This is a genomic window from Pseudonocardia sp. ICBG162 (assembly GCF_020496225.1).
In the GTDB taxonomy this organism is placed as follows: domain Bacteria; phylum Actinomycetota; class Actinomycetes; order Mycobacteriales; family Pseudonocardiaceae; genus Pseudonocardia; species Pseudonocardia alni.
Genome location: NZ_JAHLJD010000005.1, coordinates 252,259 through 278,362 on the forward strand (window position 1 = coordinate 252,259; position 26,104 = coordinate 278,362).

At 72.4% G+C, this 26,104-nt stretch carries 13 protein-coding genes and 3 rRNA genes; 7 read left to right on the forward strand and 9 right to left on the reverse strand.

All coding sequences use genetic code 11. From position 1 onward, the window contains the following. Window positions 1-205: 205 nt before the first annotated feature. From KPL60_RS01620 to KPL60_RS01630, 3 genes are all read right to left on the reverse strand, one after another. Window positions 206-5,803, reverse strand: a complete 5,598-nt coding sequence (locus KPL60_RS01620) for a SpoIIE family protein phosphatase (RefSeq protein WP_226364653.1) — start codon at window positions 5,801-5,803, stop codon at window positions 206-208. Between the two features lie 74 nt (window positions 5,804-5,877). Next, window positions 5,878-6,738: an alpha/beta hydrolase gene (locus tag KPL60_RS01625; RefSeq protein ID WP_226364654.1), complete on the reverse strand. Its 861-nt coding sequence runs from the start codon at window positions 6,736-6,738 to the stop codon at window positions 5,878-5,880. Further along, window positions 6,735-9,467: a carboxypeptidase-like regulatory domain-containing protein gene (locus KPL60_RS01630; RefSeq protein ID WP_226364655.1), complete on the reverse strand. Its 2,733-nt coding sequence runs from the start codon at window positions 9,465-9,467 to the stop codon at window positions 6,735-6,737. The genes KPL60_RS01625 and KPL60_RS01630 overlap by 4 nt, the downstream gene beginning before the upstream one ends. A 253-nt stretch (window positions 9,468-9,720) precedes the next feature. On the opposite strand from KPL60_RS01630, the gene malQ reads away from it, so the two are divergent. Both malQ and KPL60_RS01640 read left to right on the forward strand, forming a co-directional pair. Further along, window positions 9,721-11,721 (forward strand): 4-alpha-glucanotransferase, encoded by a 2,001-nt coding sequence (gene malQ / locus KPL60_RS01635; protein WP_226364656.1) that lies wholly within the window; start codon window positions 9,721-9,723, stop codon window positions 11,719-11,721. A 28-nt stretch (window positions 11,722-11,749) separates the two neighbouring features. Then, window positions 11,750-12,565, forward strand: coding sequence for a 2-keto-4-pentenoate hydratase (locus tag KPL60_RS01640; RefSeq protein ID WP_226354890.1), 816 nt, complete (start codon window positions 11,750-11,752; stop codon window positions 12,563-12,565). A gap of 12 nt (window positions 12,566-12,577) precedes the next feature. On the opposite strand, the gene KPL60_RS01645 is transcribed toward KPL60_RS01640, so the two are convergent. Continuing rightward, window positions 12,578-13,456, reverse strand: coding sequence for a diacylglycerol kinase family protein (locus KPL60_RS01645; RefSeq protein WP_226364657.1), 879 nt, complete (start codon window positions 13,454-13,456; stop codon window positions 12,578-12,580). A gap of 53 nt (window positions 13,457-13,509) precedes the next feature. Here KPL60_RS01645 and KPL60_RS01650 point away from each other — a divergent pair, with 53 nt between their 5' ends. Genes KPL60_RS01650 through KPL60_RS01660 form a run of 3 tightly spaced genes read left to right on the forward strand, consistent with a single transcriptional unit; the run spans window position 13,510 to window position 15,845 of the window. Further along, on the forward strand, window positions 13,510-14,310 hold the full coding sequence (locus KPL60_RS01650; protein WP_226354888.1) for an SDR family NAD(P)-dependent oxidoreductase: 801 nt from the start codon (window positions 13,510-13,512) through the stop codon (window positions 14,308-14,310). 36 nt (window positions 14,311-14,346) lie between these two features. Next, window positions 14,347-14,721 (forward strand): RNA-binding S4 domain-containing protein, encoded by a 375-nt coding sequence (locus KPL60_RS01655; protein ID WP_226354887.1) that lies wholly within the window; start codon window positions 14,347-14,349, stop codon window positions 14,719-14,721. A 20-nt stretch (window positions 14,722-14,741) separates the two neighbouring features. Further along, on the forward strand, window positions 14,742-15,845 hold the full coding sequence (locus tag KPL60_RS01660) for a quinone-dependent dihydroorotate dehydrogenase (RefSeq protein WP_226364658.1): 1,104 nt from the start codon (window positions 14,742-14,744) through the stop codon (window positions 15,843-15,845). A 262-nt stretch (window positions 15,846-16,107) separates the two neighbouring features. Here the strand turns inward: KPL60_RS01660 and rrf are convergent. The 5 genes from rrf to KPL60_RS01685 all read right to left on the reverse strand — a co-directional run bounded on the left by rrf (window position 16,108) and on the right by KPL60_RS01685 (window position 23,784). Next, window positions 16,108-16,224: ribosomal RNA gene (gene rrf / locus KPL60_RS01665) — 5S ribosomal RNA — on the reverse strand. Between the two features lie 141 nt (window positions 16,225-16,365). Beyond that, window positions 16,366-19,466 (reverse strand): 23S ribosomal RNA (locus KPL60_RS01670). Window positions 19,467-19,794: 328 nt separating this feature from the next. Continuing rightward, window positions 19,795-21,314 (reverse strand): 16S ribosomal RNA (locus KPL60_RS01675). Together the 16S, 23S and 5S rRNA genes form the textbook arrangement of a ribosomal RNA operon. Window positions 21,315-22,512: 1,198 nt before the next feature. Then, window positions 22,513-23,178 carry a hypothetical protein gene (locus KPL60_RS01680; RefSeq protein WP_226364659.1) on the reverse strand — a complete coding sequence of 222 codons (666 nt, stop codon included), beginning with the start codon at window positions 23,176-23,178 and terminating at the stop codon, window positions 22,513-22,515. A gap of 87 nt (window positions 23,179-23,265) precedes the next feature. Then, on the reverse strand, window positions 23,266-23,784 hold the full coding sequence (locus tag KPL60_RS01685; protein ID WP_226364660.1) for a CvpA family protein: 519 nt from the start codon (window positions 23,782-23,784) through the stop codon (window positions 23,266-23,268). Between the two features lie 173 nt (window positions 23,785-23,957). On the opposite strand from KPL60_RS01685, the gene KPL60_RS01690 reads away from it, so the two are divergent. Next, a complete protein-coding gene (locus tag KPL60_RS01690; protein ID WP_226364764.1) occupies window positions 23,958-24,626 on the forward strand; it encodes a response regulator transcription factor in 669 nt (222 codons plus the stop codon). Further along, window positions 24,623-26,092, forward strand: a complete 1,470-nt coding sequence (locus KPL60_RS01695; protein ID WP_226364661.1) for a cell wall metabolism sensor histidine kinase WalK — start codon at window positions 24,623-24,625, stop codon at window positions 26,090-26,092. The genes KPL60_RS01690 and KPL60_RS01695 overlap by 4 nt, the downstream gene beginning before the upstream one ends. The last annotated feature ends 12 nt before the right edge of the window (window positions 26,093-26,104 follow it).

A 26,104-nucleotide genomic window follows, 5' to 3' on the forward strand; every position in this document is an offset into this window, starting at 1 on the left:
CCAGGGGAAAGGTCGGGCGAGCGTGGTCGGGGGACTCAGCTCGGGCGACAGCCCTGGTCGAAGTGGTCGGCGCGACGGGTGCCCCACAGGGGTCCGAGGGTCGCTGCCTGACTCATGCCGGGAATGGCATCACAGCGGGGGCACGGTTTCAACCCGCCGTCCGGCCCACGGGAGGACCCCGCGGGTGTCCGGACAGGTCGGGGGGTCAGGCGCCGTCGTCGTCGGACATGCCGATGACGGTGTCGAGACCCGACAGCACCAGCGAGCGACGGGCCTGGCTGCCGGCGGGCGCGACGAGCGTGAGCGCCGCCCCGTTGGTCCGCATCCGGCGCGCGACCTCCGACAGCAGGGCCATCCCGGCGCTGCTGACGAACGCCTCCCCCGGCAGGTTCAGGGTGATCGGCAGCCCGCGGTCGACGTGCTCCATCAGCGGGGCCCGGATCGCCGAGACCCCACCGAGGTCGAGGTCCCCGACGATCCCGATCCGCACACCGTGCGCGTCCGGGACGGCACGCAGCCGGGCCCGGACGGTGCCGTCGTCGCCGTCGCCGGACGGGGTGTCGATCCGGTCGCGGTCCGGTTCGGGCTCCCCGGCGACGAACTCCACCGGCGGTCCCGCGCCCGGGGTGCCCACCTCGACCGGGATCGCGGGCAGCAGGAACCGCACGGTGGTGCCGGAGTCCGACGGGTCGATGTGCACGTCCCCGGCGAGCTCGCGGATGAGCGCGATGCCGCGGCCGCGGTAGCCGGGGTCGGGCGGCGGGGGCCGCCAGCGTCCGCCGTCGGTGACGCGCACCGCGACCGAGCCGTCCGCGGTCAGCGCCAGGTCGAGGTCGACCCCGGCGCGCCCGTCGGTGTCCTCGGGCAGGTAGGCGTGCTCGATGGAGTTGGTGGCGGCCTCGCCGACGGTCAGCTGCAGGTCGCTGACCGCGTCCGGGCCCATCCCGCACTGCGCGGCCCAGGCGGCCACCGCCCGGCGCAGCGGGGCGAGCCGTTTCGGGTCGGCCTCGATCGCGATCCGCAGCGGCGGCGGCATGAGCCGCGCGACGACGACGACCGTGTCGTCGGGGATGACCATCCCCTCGGACATGCGGTGCAGCAGCGTGTCCGCCATGTCGCGGGGCTGGGCGGCGGACAGCTCGTCGAACGCGGCGGACAGCCGGGCCAGGCCGTCGTCGATGACCTCGTTGCGGCGTTCGAACAGGCCGTCCGAGCAGAGCAGGATCGTCTCGCCGGGCTCCATCCGGTCCACGGCCTCGGGGAACGGGGGCCGCCCGGAGATCCCCAGCGGCACGCCGCGGCCCTCGGACAGGGTCCGCACCCCGTCCGGGCCCGCGACCAGCGGCGGCGGGTGGCCGGCGCTGGCGTAGCGCATCTCGCCGGTGCCGGTGTCGATCGTCGCGATGGCCACGGTGCTGGCCATCGCGCCGCGCACCCGCAGCGCGTACTGGTCGAGCTGCTCCAGCGCCCGCGCCGGGGGCTGGCCGTTGACCAGGTTCGACGCGACGGCGGACCGCAGCTGGCCCATCACCGCGGCCGCCGCCGGGCCGCGGCCGACGACGTCGCCGACGACGAGTGCCACCAGGTCGTCGCCGAGGTCCAGGACGTCGAACCAGTCGCCGCCGGCCTCGGTGCCCTGGGTGCCGGGGCGGTAGCGGGTGGCCAGCGACAGCCGTTCGATGTCGGGCAGGCGCTGGGGCAGCAGGCTGCGTTGCAGGGTGACCGCGACCTCGTGCTCGGCCTGGTGCAGCTGGGCGCGGACGATCGCCTGCGCGCACTGGTTGGCCAGGGTCAGCACGAAGCTGCGCTGCTCGGGGGTGAACACCGGCTCGACCGGGAACCGCAGCCCGATGACGCCGATCGGGCGGGCCGCGACCATCAGCGGCACCGCGGTGTGCACCGGGTAGCGCAGCACCTCGCCGTCGGCGGGCCCGCCGGCGTTCCAGATCGGCTCGCCGCTGCTGACCGCGCGGCTCAGCGGGTGCGCGCGGCCGGGGGTGCGCATCGGCGGGCCGTCGTCGGGCCAGCCGGTCTCCCGGAGCAGCGAGAGCGCGCCGCCCTCGTCGACGACGAGCACCGCGACCGCGTCGGCCCCGATCGAGATCCGGCCGTGCTCGACGACGACCTCGGCGACCGACTCCAGGTCGGTGGCCCGGGCCAGCCCGGTCGCGACCGCGCCGAGGCGTTCGGCGAGCCGGCGGGCCTCGGTCTCGGCGTCCAGCATCGATGCCCGGTCCAGCGCCTGTGCCGCGAGCTCGGCGACGGCGACGGCCGCCTCCTTGTCCGCGTCGGACAGCCGCCGCTCGGTCAGCATGGCGACGGCGAGGACCCCCAGCGAGCGCCCGCCGGCGATGAGCGGCAGGTAGCCGATGGTCTGCGCGTGGTCCGGTGCGATGCCGATGGCCGCGGGGTAGCGCGTCGCCCACTCGTGCGCGGTGGTGAACCACATCGGCTCGTGCCCGGACAGCACCTCGGTGAACGCCAGCGGCGCGTCGACCCGGATCCGGGCGGCGCGCTGCCACATGTCGCGGTCCCAGCCGTGCCCGGTGAGCGCCTGCAGCCACTCCCCGCGGATCTCCCAGAGCCCGGCGTGGTCGGCGTCGAGCAGGTCGACGATGTGGTCCGCGGCGATCGCGGCGACCTCGCCGGGGGTCGCGGCGGCCGACATCTTGGCGGTGGCGCGGTGCAGCAGGCCGAGGCGCTGGGCCGAGGCCCGTTCCTGCTCCAGCAGGCGGGCGTTGTCGACGGCCAGCCCGGCCCGGCGGCCGATCTCGGACAGGAGGTCCAGGTCGTCGTCGGTGTAGGGGTCGCCCGACTCGGTGCGGACGACGGTCAGCACGGCGCTGGTGCGTCCGCGGGCGGGCAGCGGCACGACCATCGCCGAGGTCATGCGCAGCCGGGTCCAGGCCCGGCGCTGGGTGGGCGCGAGCCGGCTCAGGACCTCGTCGAGGTGGGCGGCGTCGAGGATCTCGGGGTGGCCGTCGTCGTCGGCGGGGACGAGCGGGGCCAGCCGCCACAGCGAGGGCTCCAGGGCCGAGCGCTCCGCGGAGACGGCGAGGGTGCCGGTGCCGGTGACCGCGTCGGCGTCGTGGACGACCGCGATGTCGGCGAGCCGGTCCTCGACGACGGCGCGGACGAGCTGGTCGGTGCGCCCGGTGCGGGTGATCTCCCGTTCCAGGGACTCGGCGACCTCGGAGTAGATGCGGTGCCTGCGCTGCTCACGGTGCTGGACGTCGATGTCGAGGCAGCCGCCGACGTAGCCCGCGGAGCGTTCGCCGTCGCGGACGGGGGCGCCGCGGTCGAGCACCCAGCGGTAGCGGCCCGCCCGGTCCAGCAGCCGGTACTCGACCTCGAACGGCGCGTGCGCGCGGGCGGCGGCGGAGGTCACCGAGCGGTAGCGCTCGCGGTCGTCGGGGTGGATGCGGCGGCGCCAGTCGTGGCCCAGCTCCTGCGCCGCGTCCTCGACACCGGTGAAGTCCAGCCAGCCCCGGTTGACGAACAACCGGTGCCCGCCCGGGTCGTCGACCCAGATCAGCGCCGGGGTGGAGTCGGCCATGGCCCGGAACTGCAGCTCGGCGGCCCGGCGGACCCGGCCGAGCTGCAGGTGGTTCGCGACCCGGGCGAGCAGCTCGCGGGCGGAGAACGGGCGGACCAGGTAGTCGTCGGCGCCGGCGGCGAAGCCCTCGACGGCGGCCTCCTCCCCGGCCCGCGACGACAGCAGCACGACCGGCACCCCGACCGTGCGGGGGTCCGACCGCAGCGCGCGCAGGAGCTCGATGCCCCCGTTGCCGGGCAGCGCCGCGTCGGCGACGACCAGGTCCGGCGGGTCGGTGCGGGCGGACTCCAGTGCGGCCGCACCGTCGGCGACGACCCGGACGGTCCAGCGTTCGACGAGCAGGTCGCGCAGGTAGCCGCGCATCTCACGGTCGTCGTCGACGACGAGCACCCGGTCGCGGTGGTCGACCTCCAGCCCGTCGACGACCGACCCGTCCACCGATCGGCCGCGGGCGAGGACCGCCGGGGCGCCCGCGGGCTCGGGGGCGTCGGGCAGCCAGCGCAGCGCCTCCGCCACGTAGGGCGCGGCGAGCTGCGGGGCGGCGCGTGACCCGACCCGGGCCCGGACGAGGCGTTCGGGGGGCAGGTGGGCGAAGCCGAGCGGCAGCCGCACGGTGAACGTGCTGCCCGCGCCGGGCTCGCTGGTCACGCCGATGGTGCCGCCGTGCAGACGGACCAGCTGGCGGATCAGCGGCAGGCCGAGCCCGCTGCCGTCGCCGCTGCGGCCGTGTCGCCGGCTGGGCCGGTGGAAACGGTCGAACACCGCGTCCAGCTCACCGTCGACGATGCCGGCTCCGGTGTCGGAGACCCGCAGCACGACCTGCTCGCCGTCCTGGGCGAGGTCGACGGTGATCGTGCCCTCGCGGGTGTACTTGACCGCGTTGCTGAGCAGGTTGAGGACGATCTTCTCCCAGGCGTCGCGGTCCACCCAGACCGGCCGGTCCTGCGGCGGGCAGGACACCGACAGCGCCAGCCCGGCCCGTCCGACGACGGACGCGAACGCGTCGACGAGCGCCGCGGTGGTCCGCCCGATCTCGGTCGGGGCGAACAGGCCGTCGTGCCTGCCGGTCTGCAGGGCGGAGACGTCGAGCAGCCCGTCGACGAGCTTGAGCATCCGCTGCGCGTTGCGCTGTGCGAGCTCCACCTGGGTGCGGACGGCGGCGTCGTCGTGGTCGCGCAGCCGCTCCAGCGGTCCGAGGACGAGGGTCAGCGGGTCGCGGAACTCGTCGCCGAGGCCGGCGTAGTACTCGGCGCGGGCCTGCTCGATCAGACCGGCGTCGTCGCGCCGGTCGCGCTCGCGGTCGCGGGCGAGCGCGGCGGTCAGCAGGCCGCCGATGGTGCCCGCGATCAGCCGCAGGAACGAGCGGTGGTCCTCGTCGAGCGGGAGCAGCGGCGGAGCCCCGAGGACGACGACGATCCCGGTCGACCCGTCGGGGGTGTGCACCGTCGTCCGGACGACGTCGGTGACCGGGACGCCGTCGTCGCCGTGGACCGCGACCGGGTCGACGGAGCGGAACTCGACGTCGCTGGCGTGGTCGGGGTCGAGGTCCTCGGGGAGCCAGTCCGCGGGCGGTCCGTCGATGCGGACGGTGGCGAGCGGGCCGGGGTCGGCGCCGATCGCCGTGACGACGGCGCAGCCGACGTCGTCGGGCAGGTCGGTCAGGACCGTGCAGAGCCGTTCGACGGCGATGTCCAGCGTCGGTGCGTCCCGGGCCACCTCGCCGAGCGCGGCCAGGAACGTCATCCGCCGACCGCCGACGACCTGCGGGGTGGTCTCGGCCGTGAAGACGATCAGGCCGAGGACGCCGCCGTCGGGACCGCGGACCGGGGTGGCGGAGTAGGTCCACCACGTGACCTCCGGGGTGTCCCAGCGCCGCAGCACGATCCGGTCGTCGCTGCGGTAGATGCCCTCGCTGTCCCCGGAGAGCAGCTCGTCCAGGTGGCCCCCGAGGTGCGCGGTGGTCTCCGGCCAGCCCTCCCGCAGCGGCCTGCCGAAGGACCAGGGGTGGCGCAGGCCGGAGTGCCGGGCGAACTCGTCGTTGTAGAACAGGACGAGCTCGGGTCCCCACCACGCGACGAGCGGCTGGCGGCTCTCCAGGATGAACCGGATGGTGTCCTCGAGCTCGCGGTCCCAGGTGTCGCGCACGCCGAGCGGGGTCGCCGACCAGTCGATCGTCGCCAGCAGGTCGCGGACGGGGACGTACTCGTCCTCCGTCCGCCGGTCGAACCGCTCCACCGTGCGCGCCACCCCGTTCCGCCGTACCGGCCCCAGGATCGCACCACCGGGGCGGGTCCGGCGCGGTGAGACGGGGATCGCTCGGGTCAGGTCACCTGACGGGCCGCGTCGCGGTGCCGGTCGAGCCAGTCCCGCAGGTCCGCGAGCGGGGTCGCCCGGCCCGGTTCGTGGTAGATCTCGTGCCAGAAGCCGTCGTACCAGAGCACGGTGGTGTCGGCGGACCCGGAGCGCTCGTCGAGCAGCCGGGTGCCCGCCGGATCGGTCAGCCGGTCCGCGGTCCCGTGCTGCACGAGCAGCGGGATCCGCAGCTCGGCGGCCCGGACGGGCAGCTCGGCCATCTGCCGGTAGATCTCCGCGCCCAGGGCCAGGGTGGGGCGGCCGTGGTGCACGAGCGGGTCGGCGTCGTAGTCGGCGACGACGGCCGGGTCCGAGCTGATCGCGGAGGTGTCGATCCCGACCGGGCGGACCGTGGGCAGGACCTTCGCGACGACCGACAGCAGCGGCACGAGCGCAGCCGGGACGGCGTCGGAGGCCAGTGCGGGCGCGGACAGCACGAGCCCGTCGAGGCGGTTCTGGTGGCGCAGCGCGTAGGCGAGCGCGATCTGGCCGCCGAGGCTGTGCCCGAGCAGGAACACCGGGACGCCGGGGTGGCGGGCGATCGTCTCGCGGCGGAACGTCTCGAAGTCGGTGAGCAGGTCGTCGTAGCGGCGGACGTGCACCCGGGTGCCGCCGGAGCGGCCGTGGCCGCGGTGGTCGAGGCCGTACACGGCCCAGCCGTCCGGGACCAGCGTGTCGACGACGGCGTCGTAGCGGCCGGAGTGCTCACCGATGCCGTGGCTGACCAGCAGGACGCCGCTCGGGTCGCCCTCGGGGAGGCGGCCCTGCCAGAACAGCTCGATGCCGCCGACGCCGGGGAGCCTGCCGTGGACCTCCGTGGTGCCGGTCACGAGCCCGCCAGGTCCCGCCGCTCGTCGCCGCCGGGGACGAGGTCGACCTCCGCGCCCGGGCCGTCGCCCGCGGCGAGCAGGTAGCGGCCGGGGTCGAGGTCGGCGAGGCGGTAGGTCCCGTCCGCCGCGGCGGTCGTCGAGGCGACCGGTTCGCCGTCCTGGGAGAGCACGACGCCGGTGCCCGCGGGCGCCGAGCCGTGGACGGCGGCGGCAGCGGCGAGGCGCAGGGTGGTGCCGGCGTCGTCGTCGCCGACGGTGCAGGTGGCGACGCCGGGCAGGTACCCGTCGGCGCGGGCGACGACGACGAACGCCCCGGCGCCCGGCGCCGTGACGTGCGCCGTCCCGTCGGCGTCGGTGGTGGCGGAGCCGATCGGCCCGCCGGAGCGGTCGCGCAGCGCGACCTCGGCGCCGGGCAGCGGGGCGTCGGTGGCGTCGACGACGCGGACCTCGACGTCCTGCGGTGCCGTGTCCGGCACGACCGCCGACGGCACGGGCCCGGTCCGGAGCACGGACAGGGAGACGTCCTCGGCGCGGTCGGGGCGGGTGGCGGTGGTCGGGCCGGCGTGCACGGGGGTCTCCTCGGCCTCCGGCGCGGTGGTGGACCGCTCCGGGGTGGTGGGGTCCGGGGTCGGGGCCTCGGCCTGCGGGTCCTGCTCCTGGAGGCCCTGCTCCCGCGGGGCCTGCTCGTCCGGGGCTTGCTCCTGCGGGGCCTGCTCCTGCGGGGCCTGCTCCTGCGGGGCCTGCTCCTGCGGGGCCTGGCGGGGCAGGTCCGGGACCGTCGTGTCGGACGCGGCGGTCGCGGCGGCGGCGACCGGGGCGACGACCGCGGCGGCGGCGAGCGGGACGACGGTGCGGGTGGCGCCCTCGGTCGCGTCGGTACGGGCCTCATCGGTCCGGGTCTCGTCGGTCCGGGCCTCGTCGGTCCGGGTCGCATCGGTCCGGGTCGCATCGGAGCCGGTCACGTCTGCACCGGCCGGGTCGGTGCCGGTCACGTCGGTGCCGGTCGCGTCGGTCCCGGTCACATCGGTCCCGGCAGGGGCGTCGGCGGTCGGGGCGTCGGTGTCGGCACCGCCCTCGACCACGTTCGTCCCACCGGCGTCGGCGTCCGCCGCGTCCGTCCCGGTGGTGATGCCCGGGGTCACGTTCCCGTCGGCGGCGTCCCCGGTCGCGTCGTCCCCGGTCGCGGCGTTGCCGGTCGCGACGTCGTCCGTCGCAGCGGCGTCGGTCGTCCCGGCTCCGGCCGCATCCCCGGTCGGGGCCGCGCGCTCGCCGGTGTCCGGAACGGAGGCGTCGGTGTCCCCGGCCGGACCACGGACGTCGACGGCGTCGACCGCACCGACGGTGCGGTCGGTGGTCACCGTGCCGCCGGAGCCCGCGGGAGAACCGGCGTCCCCGGCCGTGCCGGACACGACGGTGTCCTCAGCAGAGGCGGTGTCCTCGTCGGGGCCGCTGTCGGTCGCGGACGTCCCGCGCAGCGACGGGGCGAGGTGCCGCGGTCCGCTCCCGGGACGCGCCGACCGCAGGACCCGCGGGGCGGGCCGGGGCGGCGGCTCGGGGTTGTCGCCGGGCTCGCGCGCCGCGCGGGCGCCGGTGGCGGCCAGCCCGATCGACGGGATCCGGCTCACCGGCGGGGTGTCGCCGGCCGTCTCGGGCGCGCCGGCCTGCTCGGGGACGCGGCCCGCCCAGGTGTGCGGGGTCGAGATGCGGTCCCGGGCCTCGCGGAACTCCCGCTCGGTGTCCGGGTCGGCCGGGGCGCGGACCGAGGTGCGCTCCGACGGCAGCGCCGTGACCCGACGGACCAGGTCCGGGTCGAAGGGCGCGCGGGACTGGGTCGTGGCGGCGGGCGGGGCCTCGTCGACCGACTCGTCGGCCTCCTCCCCGGCGGGGGCGGTATCCCCGACGGACGCGACGTCCCCGGTGACGCCGGTCGACGCGTCGGCGGGCGCCTCGGACGCGGTCGTCGACGCATCCCCCACGACCGCGGTCCCGGAGGTGGGCGTGCTGATGTCGGGCGCCGAGCTGTCCGGGCCGGAACCGGTGGCCGCGGTCGCCTCGTCGACGGTACGGGCAGCGGGGTCCGCGACGGGCCGTCGTCGTACGAAGGGCGTCGGGGCCGGGGTCCGCCGGGCCGGTGCCGGCTCGACGGGCTCGAGCGGCTTGCCGTCCTTGAACCCGCGCGACCAGGGCGGGCCGACCGGGCCCGCGCTCACATCGGGTGTGACCCGCGGGACCGCCGGCAGCTCGTCGGTGGGATCGGCCGCGCCGACCGCCTCGGTGATGTCGGGCGCCGACGACGACGGCCCGACGTCCGGGGCGGCGTCCTCCGCGGCGGGGGGCCGCGGGCGCTCCTCCTGCGGACGGACCGCGGCGACGGGCGTGGTCGCGGAGACCGCGTCCTCGGGATCGTCGTCCACCGCGGCGTCGGACCCGGCGACCTCACGGTCCGCGGGCGACTCCTCGTCGACCATGGGCTCCGGGGCGTCGTCGACCGGAGGCTCCGGAGAACCCGGGGGCACCGGGGGCGCAGACGGGTCGGGCGCGGGCCTGCGCGGCCCGTCGTCGAGGCCGCGGGCGCGGCGGTCGACGAGATCGGCGACGGTGCGCGGACGGTCCCCTTCGGACGACGCGACGTCGTCCTCCCGGCCCCGCCCCCACCGCAGGAACCCGGCGATCCCGACGGCCACCAGCACCACCACCACAACCAGCCCGAGCAGGGCCCACGTCGACATCTGGAAGTCCTCCTGCCGGAGCTGCGCGAACCGTCGTCCACGACACGGTGCGGCCCGGGAGGAGGTGCCCGTCGCCGGGCCCCGCTGCCCGGCCGGCCACGGTGACCCGGTCGGCGCATCCGGCGACGCACCGTAGCACCGTGGACCCCCTGACCGGGGGTGATCGGAGGCGTCCCGCGTGTCGGTCGCGGAGGTTGCCCGTCTCACCCCGGGCGGCCGGGCCGGGCGGCCGCTCATCCGCCAGGATCGACCCATGACCAGCGACCCGGTGACCCCCGAGCTCGCCGAGATCGCCGACGCGTACGGCGTCGCGACCTCGTACCTCGACGGCAGCAGGACCGAGCAGCGGATCGACGCGGAGGTGGTCCGCACCGTCCTCGGGTTGCTGGAGGTCGACGTCGCCTCCCCCGACGCGCAACGGGTGGCGCTCGCCGGGGCCCGCGAGCGCGCCGGCGCCGGGGCGCTGCCGCCGACGATCGGGCTGCGCAGCGACCGTTCCCGCACCGTGCCGGGCCGTGGGCGCCTCACCGCCGTCGACGGCGCGCGTGGCGACGAGGGCTGGGCCCGCGACGTCGACGGCGAGCTCCCCGCCGGGCTGGAGCCGGGCCGCTACACGCTGGAGACGACGGCCGGGCGCGCCCACGTCGTCGTCGCGCCGCCCACGCTGCCCGACCCGCCCCGGACGTGGGGCTGGATGCTGCAGCTCTACGCCCTGCACTCGCGCGACTCGTGGGGCATCGGCGACCTGGGCGATCTGACCACGCTGATCCGCGGCGGGCACGGCGCGGGCGCGGTGCTGCTCAACCCGCTGCACGCGATCACCCCGGTGTCGCCGGTGCAGCCGTCGCCGTACACGCCGTCGTCGCGCCGCTACGCCACCCCGCTGAGCCTGCGGATCACCGACCTCCCGGCCTACGCCGCCGCCGACGCGGCCACCCGCGCCGAGGTCGACGCCCTGCGCCCGGAGACGACCGGCGACCGGATCGCGCACGACCGGGTCTGGGCGGCGAAGCGGTCCGCGCTGGAGGCGCTGTGGCGCGGTGCCGGGTACCCCGACGGCGCCCCGGACGCCGACCTGCGCGACTTCGCGACCTACTGCGCGCTGGCCGAGCGCTACGGCGGCCGCTGGTCGCTGTGGCCCGACGACCTGCGTCGTCCCGACGCCCCCGGCGTCGCCGCCGCCCGTGCCGAGCTGGCGCCGCGCGTCGCGTTCCACGCCTGGGTGCAGCGCCAGGCCGAGGCGCAGCTGGCCGGGGTCCGGGCCGCGGCGAAGGACGCGGGGATGCCGGTCGGCGTCATCCACGACCTCGCCGTGGGCTGCGACCCCGAGGGCGCCGACGCGTGGATGCTGCAGGACGTGCTCGCGCTCGGTGCGACGGTCGGTGCCCCGCCGGACGCGTTCAACCAGCGCGGCCAGACGTGGGGTCTGCCGCCGTGGCGCCCGGACCGTCTCGCCGACACCGGCTACGCCGCGTTCGGCGACATGACCCGCGCACTGCTGGCGCACGCCGACGGCCTGCGGATCGACCACGTCATGGGGCTGTGGCGGCTGTGGTGGGTGCCGTCGGGGCAGACGGCCGACCGCGGCACCTACGTCCACTACGACGCCGACGCGATGCTCGCGGTGCTGCTGCTGGAGGCCCACCGCGCGGGCGCGCTGGTCGTCGGCGAGGACCTGGGCACGGTGATCCCGCGGATCCGCGAGGACATGGCCGAGCGGAACCTGCTGGGTTCGACGGTGCTGTGGTTCTCCCGCGACCCCGACCCGGTGACCGGCGGCGACGACGGCCCGCTGCGCCCGCCGCGTCGCTGGCCCGAGCGGTCGGTCGCGACGATCTCCACCCACGACCTGCCGACCGCGCCCGGGTTCCTCGCCGGTGAGCAGGTGCGGGTCCGCGCCGAGCTGGGGCTCCTCGACGACCCGACGACCGAGGAGGCCAAGGCCGGCGCCGAGCGGGACGAGCTGCTGGCACTGCTGGCCTCGGAGGGGCTGCTCGACTCCCCGGACGAGACCGACGAGGACACGATCGTCGTCGCGCTGCACGCGCTGCTGGCGTCGGCGCCGTCGCGGCTGGTCCTGGCCTCCCTCTACGACGTGCTGGGCGAGACGCGGCAGCCGAACCTGCCCGGCACCGTCGACGAGTACCCGAACTGGCGGATCCCGCTGCCGGTGTCGCTGGAGGACGCGCTCGCCGACGACCGGGTCCGCCGCGTCGCCGAGGTGCTGCGCGCCCGGACCGGCGACGACGGCTGACCCCCGGCCCTGGCAGGATGCCGCCCCGATGAGTGCCGAGAACAGCTCCGCGGGCATGGACCCGACCGCCGTCGACCTCGTGCGGGCCGACGGCACCGCCGGTGCGTTGTGGCAGGCCTGGACCACCGGCGAGCGGATCGCCGCACTGCCGGAGCTGCTGCGTCCGCGCAGCCTGGCCGAGGGCTTCGCCGCGCAGAGCAGGCTGTCGGAGCGGGCCGGGCCGTCCTACGGCTGGAAGCTCGCGGCGACCGCGCCCGCCGGGCAGGCCCACATCGGGGTGGACGCCCCGCTGCCGGGGGCGCTGTTCGAGCGGTTCCGGCACTCCCCCGGTGACGTGGTGCCGTCGGGCGACCTGCACATGGCCGTCGCCGAGGCGGAGTTCGCGTTCGTGATGGGGGCGCCGGTGGGTGCCGACGCGACCCGCGAGGAGCTGCGCGCCGCGGTCGCGGCCGTGCACGGGGCGGTGGAGCTGCCCGAGTCGCGGTTCACCGACTTCGTCGCGGCGGGGGCGCCGTCGCTGATGGCCGACGCCGCGTGCGCCGGCCGGTTCGTGCTGGGCCCGGAGCTCCCCGGCGCCCTCGACCTCGACCTCGCCGCGACCCCGACCACCCTGCAGGTCGACGACGAGCAGGCGGCCGGGTCCGGCGCGGCCGTCCTCGGGGACCCGTGGACGGCGCTGGCGTGGCTCGCCGACGTCCTGCCCGGCTACGGCCTGCGGCTCGAGGCGGGCGCGGTCGTCACCACCGGGACGACGACCGTCCCGATGCCCGTGCACCGCGGCGCCCGGGTGCGGGCGAGCTTCGGCGACGACCTCGGCGCGGTGGAGTTCACGCTCGCCCCGTGAGCACGGTGGGGGTCAGCGCACGACGTTGAGTGCCCCGGCCGCGCAGCGGACGCGGATCGCGGTGCCGCCGGTGACTTCGTCGACCTCGCCGTCGATCTGCACCGGCATCGGCCCGCACGCGGTGAACCGGAAGTCCGAGGTCGCGGGCTGGCAGCCGAGCCCGGAGAACGCCGCCCGGGCCGCCACCCACAGCTGCTTCCACTTCGGACGGTGCTCCAGCAGCACGACCTCGAACCGGCCGTCGTCGGGACGGCTGGTGGCCGACAGCTCGGCGACCTTGGCCATCTCGCCGATGTTGGCGAAGACCAGGTTGTCGATCCGGCGCCGGTCGCCGCGGGAGAACTCCACCTCGAACGGGGTGAAGGCCCAGAACGCCCGCACCGTGGTGATCACCTCGCGGATGCTGCCCTTGCCGCCTTTCTCGATCTGCAGCGCGACGACGGGGGTCAGCCCGAACCCGATGTAGGAGTGCGCGTAGTGCGGCGGGTCGTCGTCGCGGTGCATCTCGAGCAGGTCCATCGGCTCTGGGCGGCCGTCGAGGATCGCCTCGGCCAGCGGACGGCGTGCGGTGACGCGGTCGTGGTCGTTGGCGTTCCCGGCGGCGAGGACGGCGGCCGAGGCGTCGGTGCCCGGGACGTCCATGATCCCGTTGACGACCTCGTTGTAGCCGCCGTCGCCGGACGCCGACACGATGAGCGGGCGCCCGCCGGCGGACGCGGCCTCGCGGGCGATGACGCGGGCGTGCCCGGCGTACTCGGTGGGCACCAGCCGCACGGTCAGCTCGGGCCGGGCGGCGCCGAGCTCGTCGCGCAGCTGTTCGGCGAGCACGTCGGCGTCCCCCGTACTGCCCGGGTTGAAGACCACCAGCACGGAGTCGATCGGCTCAGCCACGCGCACACCGTAGACGCCTGCGGTCCCGCCACCGTTGCGGCACGGTGGGAATCATGGATCTGCAACTGAACGGGCGCCGGGCGATCGTCACCGGTGGGAGCCGCGGCATCGGGTTGGCGACGGCCAGGGCGCTCGCCGCCGAGGGCGCCCGGGTGGCGTTGTTCGCGCGCGACGCCGGCGCCCTGGAGGCCGCCGCGGCCGGACTGCGCGCCGAGGGTGCGCCGGAGGTGCTGGCCGTCGCCGTCGACACCACCGACGACGACGCGGTCCGCCGTGGCGTCGCCGCCGTCGCCGACCGGTTCGGCGGGGTGGACGTGCTGGTGAACGCCGCCGCACGGCCGGCGAGCGCGGGCCCGCCGACCGACCTGGCCTCGATCACCGACGACGCGGTGCGGGTCGAGCTGGAGACGAAGGTCCTCGGCTACCTGCGGTGCGCGCGGGCGGTCGCGCCGCTGATGCGGGCGCAGGGGTGGGGGCGGATCGTGAACGTCAGCGGCCTGAACGCGCGGAAGTCGTCGTCGCTGGTGGGGTCGGTGCGCAACGTCGCGGTGGCCTCGATGACCGCGGCGCTCGCCCAGGAGCTGGGTCCGCACGGCATCAACGTGACGGTCGTGCACCCCGGGGTCACCGAGACCGAGCGGACACCCGACGCCGTCGCCGCGCGGGCGGAGTCGGCCGGGATCACCGGGGCCGAGGCCCGCGCGGAGCTGGACGCGACGACGACGATCGGCCGCATCACGACCGCCGCGGAGGTCGCCGACGTCATCACGTTCCTGTGCTCGCCCCGGTCGGTCGCGATCACCGGCGACGCCGTCGCCGCGGGTGGGGGAACACCGGGCGTCGTGCACTACTGAGGCCCGGACCGCCCTCCCGGATGGCACGATGGTCCGATGGAGGGGACCCGCGTGGACCGGTGGCTGTGGTCGGTGCGCCTGGCCAAGACCCGTGCCGACGCCGCGACGGCCTGCCGCGGCGGGCACGTGCGGATCAACGACCGGCCCGCGAAGCCGGCGGCGACGGTGCAGGTCGGCGACCGGGTGCGGGCGCGTGTGTACGACCGGAACCGGATCGTCGAGGTCACCCGGGTGATCGAGAAGCGGGTCGGCGCCCCGATCGCGCAGGAGTGCTACATCGACCACACCCCGCCGGAGCCGAGCGCCGCGGGGCAGCCGTTGTTCGCCCACCGCGACCGCGGCGCCGGGCGCCCGACGAAGCGCGACCGCCGCATGCTCGACCAGCTGGGGCTGTCCCGCCGCACCTCCTAGGCCGGTGTGAGGATGGGGGCATGTACGACGCCCTCATGCGCCACGTGCTCCGGCACGTCCCGTCCGAGCCCGCGCACCGGATGGGGTTCGGTGTGGTCCGCACACTCGGGACCGCGCCCGTCGTGGGTGAGCGGGTCGCGGAGCGGTTCGCCCCGTCGGACCCCGTGCTGCGCACCCGGGCGCTGGGTCTGGAGTTCGCGGGCCCGCTCGGTCTCGCCGCCGGTTTCGACAAGGACGCCGAGGGTGTCCTCGCGCTCGGCAGGCTCGGGTTCGGCGCGGTCGAGATCGGCACGGTGACCGGTCGGGCGCAGCCCGGCAACCCGCGGCCCCGCCTGTTCCGGCTCGTCGACGACGCCGCGCTGGTCAACCGGATGGGCTTCAACAACTCCGGTGCGGGGACCGTCGGGCCCCGCCTAGCCGCGCTCCGCGCCCGCTCCGGGCCGGGGATGCCGGTGCTCGGGGTCAACATCGGCAAGAGCAAGGCGGTACCCGCCGAGGACGCCGCGTCGGACTACCGTGCGAGCGCCGCCGCGCTGGGCGCCTACGCCGACTACGTCGTGGTCAACGTCAGCTCCCCGAACACCCCCGGTCTGCGGGCCCTGCAGCAGGTCGACGTGCTGGAGCCGCTGCTCGTCGCGGTACGTGAGGAGCTGGACCGGGTGTCCGGGGACCGTCGTGTGCCGCTCCTGGTGAAGATTACGGTCGACCTGGCGCCGGAGGACCTCGACGCCGTCGCCGACCTGGCCCGCCGGATGCGGCTCGACGGGGTCGTCGCCACGAACACGACGGTCTCCCGCGACGGTCTGCGCACCGCACCCGACGTCGTCACCGCCACCGGTGCGGGTGGGCTGTCCGGCCGTCCGCTGACCGAGCGGGCCCGTGCGGTCGTGCGGCAGCTGCGGACCCGCCTCGACGACGACCAGGTCGTCGTCTCCGTCGGCGGGATCGCCGACGCCCAGGAGGCCTACCGCCGGATCCGTTCCGGCGCGGCGCTGGTGCAGGCCTACACCGGTTTCGTCTACGGCGGTCTACTCTGGCCCGCGCGGGTCCACCGCGAGCTCGCGGCGCTGCTGCGCGCCGACGGCTTCTCGTGCGTCGACGACGCCGTGGGCGCCGATCTCTGACACCTGCGGTGGCCGGTCTTCCCGCCGGCCGCCCTCCGCGCACCCCACGTCGCACACGTTTCTGCGACCTCGCAGCCCCTGCAGAGGGTGCGAGGTCGCAGGAAGGTGTGCGAGGTGCGCCGGCCCACCGCCGTGCGGGGAACTCCACGAGGGAGCACACACCGGACCCGACCTGGGCCCGATACGTGGCGGCGCGAAAAGAGTCCGGAAATGAGAAATGCCCCGGACTCGAAAGTCCGGGGCACATCCCATCAAAGTTGAATGTCGGCGACGACCTACTCTCCCACACCCTGGCGAGTGCAGTACCATCGGCGCTGGAAGGCTTAGCTACCGGGTTCGGAATGGGACCGGGCGTTTCCCTACCGCAATGACCACCGACAACACTATCCAACTATCACCCCACCCCCAAAAACCTAGGGGCAGGGGTCGAGCACACACACCACCCCACACTCCCCCGGATCACCGGGGAAACGTGGATGGTTGTGGACTCAGGGTCACACAGTGGATGCGAACAACTCGTTGTGGCAAGCCCTCGGCCTATTAGTACCGGTCAACTCCACCCCTCACAGGGCTTCCATCTCCGGCCTATCAACCCAGTCATCTACTGGGAGCCTTACCCACTCGAAGGTGGTGGGAGACCTCATCTTGGAACAGGCTTCCCGCTTAGATGCCTTCAGCGGTTATCCCTCCCGAACATAGCCAACCAGCCGTGCCCCTGGCGGGACAACTGGCACACCAGAGGTTCGTCCGTCCCGGTCCTCTCGTACTAGGGACAGCCTTCCTCAAGTCTCCAACGCGCGCGGCGGATAGGGACCGAACTGTCTCACGACGTTCTAAACCCAGCTCGCGTACCGCTTTAATGGGCGAACAGCCCAACCCTTGGGACCTACTCCAGCCCCAGGATGCGACGAGCCGACATCGAGGTGCCAAACCATGCCGTCGATATGGACTCTTGGGCAAGATCAGCCTGTTATCCCCGGGGTACCTTTTATCCGTTGAGCGACACCCCTTCCACAAGGTGGTGCCGGATCACTAGTCCCGACTTTCGTCCCTGCTCGACCCGTCAGTCTCACAGTCAAGCTCCCTTGTGCACTTACACTCAACACCTGATTGCCAACCAGGCTGAGGGAACCTTTGGGCGCCTCCGTTACTCTTTGGGAGGCAACCGCCCCAGTTAAACTACCCACCAGGCACTGTCCCTGAACCAGATCATGGCCCGAGGTTGAGACACCCAATTCGACCAGAGTGGTATTTCAACAACGACTCCACCACCACTGGCGTGGCGATTTCACAGTCTCCCACCTATCCTACACAAGCCGAACCGAGCACCAATACCAAGCTATAGTAAAGGTCCCGGGGTCTTTCCGTCCTGCCGCGCGTAACGAGCATCTTTACTCGTAGTGCAATTTCGCCGAGTCTGTGGTCGAGACAGCGCCCAAGTCGTTACGCCATTCGTGCAGGTCGGAACTTACCCGACAAGGAATTTCGCTACCTTAGGATGGTTATAGTTACCACCGCCGTTTACTGGCGCTTAAATTCTCCGCTTCGCCCCGAAGGAGCTAACAGGTCCTCTTAACGTTCCAGCACCGGGCAGGCGTCAGTCCGTATACATCGTCTTGCGACTTCGCACGGACCTGTGTTTTTAGTAAACAGTCGCTTGGGCCTGGTCTCTGCGACCGGCCGTCCCTAGCCCGCAAGGAGCCTCAAGACAACCGGCCCTCCTTCTCCCGAAGTTACGGAGGTATTTTGCCGAATTCCTTAACCACAGTTCGCTCGATCGCCTCGGTATTCTCTACCTGACCACCTGTGTCGGTTTGGGGTACGGGCCGCAACAGCACTCGCTAGAGGCTTTTCTCGACAGCATGGGATCACCCTCTTCGCCTCAATCGGCTACGCATCACCTCTCACCCTTATATGAGCCCCGGATTTACCTAGGACTCGGGCTACAGGCTTACACCACGACAACCACCGCGTGGCGGAGCTACCCTCCTGCGTCACCCCATCACTTGCCTACTACCAGATCGGATCCCACGCTCCCCCACAAACACAACTCCCGAAGGAGCCGAGGTGGGTTCGGATGGTTAGCATCACCAGATTCAGCATGGACGCACTATCACGAGCACGGGAATATCAACCCGTTGTCCATCGACTACGCCTGACGGCCTCGCCTTAGGTCCCGGCTCACCCTGGGCGGAACAACCTGGCCCAGGAACCCTTGGTCATCCGGCGGCAGAGATTCTCACTCTGCATTCGCTACTCATGCCTGCATTCTCACTCCCACACCCTCCACCCGTAAATCACTCCCGGGCTTCACCAGATGCAGGACGCTCCCCTACCCAACAACACCTAAAGATGTCATTGCCACGGCTTCGGCGGTGCGCTTGAGCCCCGCTACATTGTCGGCGCAGGACCACTTGACCAGTGAGCTATTACGCACTCTTTCAAGGGTGGCTGCTTCTAAGCCAACCTCCTGGTTGTCCGGGCGATCCCACATCCTTTCCCACTTAGCGCACGCTTAGGGGCCTTAGCCGGTGATCTGGGCTGTTTCCCTCTCGACCACGAAGCTTATCCCCCGCAGTCTCACTGCCGCGCTCTCACTCACCGGCATTCGGAGTTTGGCTGACTTCGGTAAGCTTGTCGGCCCCCTAGGCCATCCAGTGCTCTACCTCCGGTGAGAAACACACGACGCTGCACCTAAATGCATTTCGGGGAGAACCAGCTATCACGAAGTTTGATTGGCCTTTCACCCCTACCCACAGCTCATCCCCCAGGTTTTCAACCCTGGTGGGTTCGGGCCTCCACGACGTCTTACCGACGCTTCACCCTGGCCATGGGTAGATCACTCCGCTTCGGGTCTACACCCCGCGACTACAGCGCCCTATTCGGACTCGCTTTCGCTACGGCTACCCCACACAGGTTAACCTCGCCACGAAGCATAACTCGCAGGCTCATTCTTCAAAAGGCACGCCATCACCCTGTACCACGAAAGCACTGCAGGCTCTGACGGCTTGTAAGCACACGGTTTCAGGTACTATTTCACTCCCCTCCCGGGGTACTTTTCACCTTTCCCTCACGGTACTTGTCCGCTATCGGTCATCAGGTAGTATTTAGGCTTGACGGGTGGTCCCGCCAGATTCACAGCGAATTTCACGGGCTCGCTGCTACTCGAGAACACGCCCACAACAGAACCCAGTGTTTTCGCGTACGGGGCTATCACCCACTACGGCCGACCATCCCAGAGTCGTTCCGCTAACACAGATCCAAGTTGTCCCATCCTCGGCAGAAGATGAACGACACGTCTCACAACCCCGCACCCGCAACGCCTGCCGGCTTGACACGGACACGGTTTAGCCTCTTCCGCTTTCGCTCGCCACTACTCACGGAATCACTATTGTTTTCTCTTCCTGTGGGTACTGAGATGTTTCACTTCCCCACGTTCCCTCCACGCACCCTATGAATTCAGGTACGGGTAACGCCCCATGACGGGCGCTGGGTTTCCCCATTCGGACACCCTCGGATCACAGCTCGGTTGACAGCTCCCCGAGGCCTATCGCGGCCTCCCACGTCCTTCATCGGCTCCTGATGCCCAGGCATCCACCATGTGCTCTTAACAACTTGACCACAACAAGATGCTCGCATCCACTATGCAACACTCAACCCACAACCACACCCGACCAAGAAACAACCACCACCCACACACAAGCAGGCGTTAGGAAGCCCCCGACCAGAGCGGCCAAAGAAGAACCACCGTTCCGAAGAACCGCAGATGTCTTCTCAGGACCCAACAGTGTGCCAAGCCAACACGGTCCGACGTGCTGCGTTCCACCCAACGCACCCAACCCACGAACGGGGCCGCTGATGCGATTCAATGAAGGAACCACAGACACCCAAAATGAGCACAACTCACTTACGAGCGTGTGGTGCCCCATCACATGATGGGACTCCTTAGAAAGGAGGTGATCCAGCCGCACCTTCCGGTACGGCTACCTTGTTACGACTTCGTCCCAATCGCCAGTCCCACCTTCGACAGCTCCCTCCACAAGGGTTGGGCCGCCGGCTTCGGGTGTTACCAACTTTCGTGACGTGACGGGCGGTGTGTACAAGGCCCGGGAACGTATTCACCGCAGCGTTGCTGATCTGCGATTACTAGCGACTCCAACTTCACGGGGTCGAGTTGCAGACCCCGATCCGAACTGAGACTCACTTTAAGGGATTCGCTCCACCTCACGGTCTCGCAGCCCTCTGTATGAGCCATTGTAGCATGTGTGAAGCCCTGGACATAAGGGGCATGATGACTTGACGTCATCCCCACCTTCCTCCGAGTTGACCCCGGCAGTCTCCCATGAGTCCCCACCATTACGTGCTGGCAACATGGAACAAGGGTTGCGCTCGTTGCGGGACTTAACCCAACATCTCACGACACGAGCTGACGACAGCCATGCACCACCTGCACACCAACCACAAGGGAAGCCCTATCTCTAGGGATGTCTGGTGCATGTCAAACCCAGGTAAGGTTCTTCGCGTTGCATCGAATTAATCCACATGCTCCGCCGCTTGTGCGGGCCCCCGTCAATTCCTTTGAGTTTTAGCCTTGCGGCCGTACTCCCCAGGCGGGGCGCTTAATGCGTTAGCTGCGGCACAGAAACCGTGGAATGGTCCCCACACCTAGCGCCCAACGTTTACGGCGTGGACTACCAGGGTATCTAATCCTGTTCGCTCCCCACGCTTTCGCTCCTCAGCGTCAGTATCGGCCCAGAGACCCGCCTTCGCCACCGGTGTTCCTCCTGATATCTGCGCATTTCACCGCTACACCAGGAATTCCAGTCTCCCCTGCCGAACTCAAGTGATGCCCGTATCGACCGCACGCTCAGAGTTAAGCCCCAAGTTTTCACGGCCGACGCGACACACCGCCTACGAGCTCTTTACGCCCAATAATTCCGGACAACGCTCGCACCCTACGTGTTACCGCGGCTGCTGGCACGTAGTTGGCCGGTGCTTCTTCTCCAGGTACCGTCAATTGCTCTTCGTCCCTGGCGAAAGAGGTTTACAACCCGAAGGCCGTCATCCCCCACGCGGCGTCGCTGCGTCAGGCTTCCGCCCATTGCGCAATATTCCCCACTGCTGCCTCCCGTAGGAGTCTGGGCCGTGTCTCAGTCCCAGTGTGGCCGGTCGCCCTCTCAGGCCGGCTACCCGTCACCGCCTTGGTAGGCCATCACCCCACCAACAAGCTGATAGGCCGCGGGCCCATCCCCCACCGAAGAAACTTTCCACCACCAACCATGCGATCAGTGGTCCTATCCGGTATTAGACCCAGTTTCCCAGGCTTATCCCAGAGTGGAGGGCAGGTCACCCACGTGTTACTCACCCGTTCGCCGCTCGTGTACCCCCGAAAGGGCCTTACCGCTCGACTTGCATGTGTTAAGCACGCCGCCAGCGTTCGTCCTGAGCCAGGATCAAACTCTCCAACAAAACCCTGACTTACAACAAACAACTGGCCACAACACCCGACGGGATCGAATGCTGCAACCAAACAAACAATTTGGCACAAAACGCCAAACCGAATAAATAGCTCGACACACTGTTGAGTTCTCAAAAGACACCCGCACCGCAATCACCCGGACTCTTCAAGAAGAGCGGGATCCTGAAGACGGATCGCCTTGACCCACAAAGGTAACCACACCGAGAAACTCGGTGAACCACCGGGGGTCGCTGTCCGCGGGGCCTGTTGACCGAGCCTCTCAGGGCCCGTTCTGTCCGGCTCACTCGCTGACAGGAAGAAAGTTACGGCACGGTGTCCGGGGCCGTCAAACCGGGGGGTCCCCGGGGCGAACACCAGGCGTCGTCGCAGGTCATCGCGGTGGGCGGAGGCGAACTCCTGGTTACCGACACCCTCTCACCGGGCGATACGGACGATCACCGATCTGTGTGACGCCGACCACGGTCTCTTCGCGATGGGTTGTCGACGTGGTCTTCTCGGTGGTCGGGCCACCATCCGTTCAGGTCTCGAATCGGCCCGTGACCTGCGCAGTCAGGGTGCGGTCGTGGTGCGCCGCCCCGTGCTCGTCCGGTACCGCCGTGGCCCGGTTCCGGCCGTCGGCCGGGGCCCCGCCCCGCACGACGACCCGTGGTCACGGTGCAGGTGCCCGGTTCCGGCCCACCGTCGGGTCCGGCCCGTCCTCTGCCGTCGCGTGGCAGGTCGTCCACAGCGGAGCGCCGGCAGGGACGAGCTGAACGATCGCCGCAACGGTCCGCCCGCGTGCGATCCCGGGCCGGCCGCGTGGGGCTCGGCCGCGTCGCTCCGGCCCCGACGGTCCCGGGGCCGAGGGGGCTCCGTCCCGCCGTTCCGGCTCCCGGAGCCCCACCACGGACGGCGGGTGTCCCCCGGATCGGCGCTCGACGGCCCGGACCACTCACTGATTTTTTGTCACGAAGACATGACGACGACCCGTCTGACCTGCGGGGACGACCGATGGTGGTGTCCGGCCCCGCGTCGTCACCGCATCAGGGGGGTATCCGTGCCCGTTCCGGCGCGTTGGTCCGTCGAGTGCTCCTCGTCGGGTCCTGCAGCGCGTCGGGGGCGAATGCGCGACGCGATCCGACGAGGAGCACTCCCTTCTCCCCTCCCCCACGCGCGGCGACACCGGTCGGCGTCGCCGCGCGTACGGGGTCACGGAGCGGCGGGAGCGGCCGGAGCCGCGGGAGCAGCAGGGGCCGCGGGAGCGGCCGGAGCAGCGGCACCGCCCTGGCGCGGAGCCGTCGCACCCGGGGCCGTGGCACCCGGGGCGGCCGGGGCGGCGCCCGGAGCGGGCGGCGTCGGGGCCCCGGCGGGCGGCGCGGGCGGAGTCGCGCCGTCACGACCCGGACCACCGGCCGGACCGCAGGCACCGGGGCCACCGGGGCCACCGGGACCGGCACCGTCGGGTCCGCGGCCCGGACCACCGGCCTCACCACCGGGGCCACCGGAGCCATCGGGTCCGCCGGGACCACCGGGGCCGCGGCCGTCGGCGGCGACCGCCGTGCGGGCGGGGCCGTCGCCCGGTCCGGCGAACGCGGTCCCGACGATCAGGCCGCTCGCGGTGGCCCCGACGACCAGGCCGATCACGCCGGCCGCGACCGCGGGCAGCGCGGACCGGCGTCGCAGGGCGGCGAACCGGCGTCGTCGCGGAGGGTCACCCGCGTCGGAGGCGGCGGCCACCGTCCCCCCGCCGTGCACGCCGTCCCGGACGTGCGGGGTCGGGGTGTGGGCGGTGGGGGTCTCGTCGGCGGGGACCGGGGGCTGCCGGTCGGTGGGACGGTCGTCGTCGTCGCGGGGGGTGCGGTTCTCGTCGTTCATGGTTCTCCTCGGACAGTGCCGTGCCCGGAAGAGGGCAGCGGCGGGTCGCGGACCGCCGGACGGCGGACCGCTGGGGGTCGGGTGGGATCAGCCGGCGGGAGGCCGCGCGGCGTCGACGACGTCGCGGGCGGCGGACGTCGTCGCGGGCAGCAGCTCCGACACCGAGTCGACGATCCGGCTGCCGCCCAGGGACTGCGCGAGCGTCGTCACGGGGGCGAGCGCCTCGGCGCTCACGACCGCGGGGACCACCCACGAGACGAGCCAGATCACCAGCAGCGCGGTCACGGCACCGGTGACGGCGCCGACGATGCGGTCCAGGAAGGACAGCTTGCCGCGGGCGAGCACCCGGCTGACCAGTCCGCCGAGGAACCCGCCGACCAGCGAGCCCAGCAGCAGACCGGCGATCACCCCGACCAGGCCCCACAACCAGGCCGAGTCGGGGGTGTCGCCGTAGCGGGCCAGGTTCGAGCCCCAGGCCGCGCCGAGGCCGGCACCGACCACGAGGCCGAGCAGGCGCCCGGCCCGGGCCACGCCGCCGAGGCGGCGGAACCCGCCGATCGCGGCGGCCACCACGATGATCAGGACGATCACGTCGAGCAGGGTCATCTCTTCCTCTCCGCGCCGCGGGCCGGGCGGCCCGTCGTCTCGGTGTCTGACACGACAGTGCCCGCGGTACCTGAGACGGACCTGAAACCGGCGGGTCCTTCAGCTCCCCCTCAGCCTCGCGGCGCACCCTTGTCCCCGTGAGCACACGCCAGGACGACGACAGCCGCGGCCCCATGACCCGGGTCCTGGTGCTCGAGGACTCCGACGCCATCCGCGAGTCCGTCGTGGACGCGCTGGCCGACGCCGGGCACGTGACCGAGGGCGTCGTCGACGGCGTCGCGTTCGAGGAGCGGCTCGCCGCGTTCCGGCCGGACCTCGTCGTCCTGGACGTGATGCTGCCCGGCGGGCGCGACGGGTTCGACCTCATCGACGTCGTGCGCGGGCACGGGGACGCCGGGATCGTCATGCTCACCGCGCGCGACGCACTGGCCGACCGGCTCCGCGGGCTCGACGCCGGCGCCGACGACTACGTCCTCAAGCCGTTCGCGCTCGACGAGCTCGTCGCCCGGGTCGCGGCGGTGCTGCGCCGCCGGGGCAGGCTGCCGTCCGCGGTGCAGGTGGGCGACCTCGTCCTCGACCCGGACGCCGCCGTCGCCTCCCGCGGGGGGACGGTGCTGGAGCTGTCCGCGACCGAGCTGCGGCTGCTCACCTACCTCGCCGAGCAGCGCGGACGCACCGTGTCCAAGGCGCAGATCCTGCGCTCGGTCTGGGGCTACGACGCCTACGACCCCAACCTCGTCGAGGTCCACGTGTCGGCGCTGCGCCGCAAGCTGGAGGCGTACGGCCCCCGGCTGCTGCACACCGTGCGGGGCCTCGGCTACTCGCTGCGCGGGCCGTCGTGAGCTCCGCCGCGCAGGCCCGCACCGCCACCCCGTCGCTGCGCCGCCGGGTCACCGCCGCGGTGCTCGGGGTGGTGGCGGTGCTGCTGGTCCTGGTGGTGGTGCTCGTCGACGTCCTGCTCGGGGCCCGCCTGGAGTCCGATCTCGACTCCCGGCTGCGCGACCGTGTGGTGCAGGCCCAGCAGCTGATCGCGGCGGGCGCCACCCCGGAGGAGCTGGTCACCGGGCTGTCCGGCCAGCAGATCCGGATCAAGGTGACCACCGCCGACGGGGAGGTCATGGGCGACCCCGGGCTGAACCCGCCCGGCACCCCGCCGCCCGGTGACCGGCCGGACCGCGGCCCCGGTGGTGACCGCACCGACGACCCGAGCAGCCCGCCTGCCGCCCCGGTCCCGGGCGGACGCCCACCCGTCCCGCCGGACACCGGCAGCCGAACCGTGACCCTCGACGCCGGCGACGGGGCGAAGGTCGAGCTCGTCGCCGACGCCTCCGACGTCACCCAGGTCCGCAACGGCCTGCGCGCGGTGCTGGCCGGATCGGTGCTGGTGACCCTGCTCGTCGCGCTCGGTGCGGTGTCGTTCGTCGTGCGGACGGCGCTGCGCCCGCTGGACCGGATGACCGCGCTCGCCGGGCGGATCACCGCGGGCGAGCGCGACGCGCGGCTCCGGCCCGACCGCCCGCACACCGACCTCGGCACCGCGGCGGCGGCGATGGACGGCATGCTCGACGCCCTCACCGACGCCGAGCGGCGCTCCCGGGAGGAGGCCGAGCGGACCCGGGTGTTCCTCGCCGACGCCGCGCACGAGCTGCGGACACCGCTGTCCGGGATCACCGCCGTCGCCGAGACGCTGGAGCGGTCCGGGCCCGACGCCGACCCCGCCCGCCGTACCCGGCGCCTGGAGCTGCTGCTCGGCGAGACGCGCCGGGCCGGGCGGCTGGTCACCGACATGCTCGACCTGGCCCGCATCGACGGCGGCACCGCGGTGGCGCCACGGGAGGTCGACGTCGCCGGGATCGCCCGCGCCGAGGCCCGGCGGGCCGCGGTGCTCGCGCCCGGGCTGACCGTCGACGGCCACGGGGAGCACGCCGCGGTGCGCGCCGACCCGCAGGCGGTGTCGCGCATCCTCGCCAACCTGCTCGACAACGCCCGCCGCCACACCCCCGACGGCGGGCGGATCGAGGTCGTCACCCGGACCGACCGGGCGGGCGGGACCGTGTCGGTCTCGGTGCGCAACACCGGCACCCCGATCGCCGACGGCGACCGCGAGCGCGTCTTCGACCGGCTCGTCCGGCTCCAGGACGCCCGCGACCGGGACAGCGGCGGCGCCGGGCTCGGCCTCGCGATCGCCCGCGGCCTGGCCCGCGCGCACGGCGGCGACCTCACCTGCCCGCCCGACGACGACGGCGCCACCTTCGTCCTCACCCTGCCCGTGACGGGCCCGGACGGCCCCGGCGGACTACCGTCGTGACGTCACGCAACC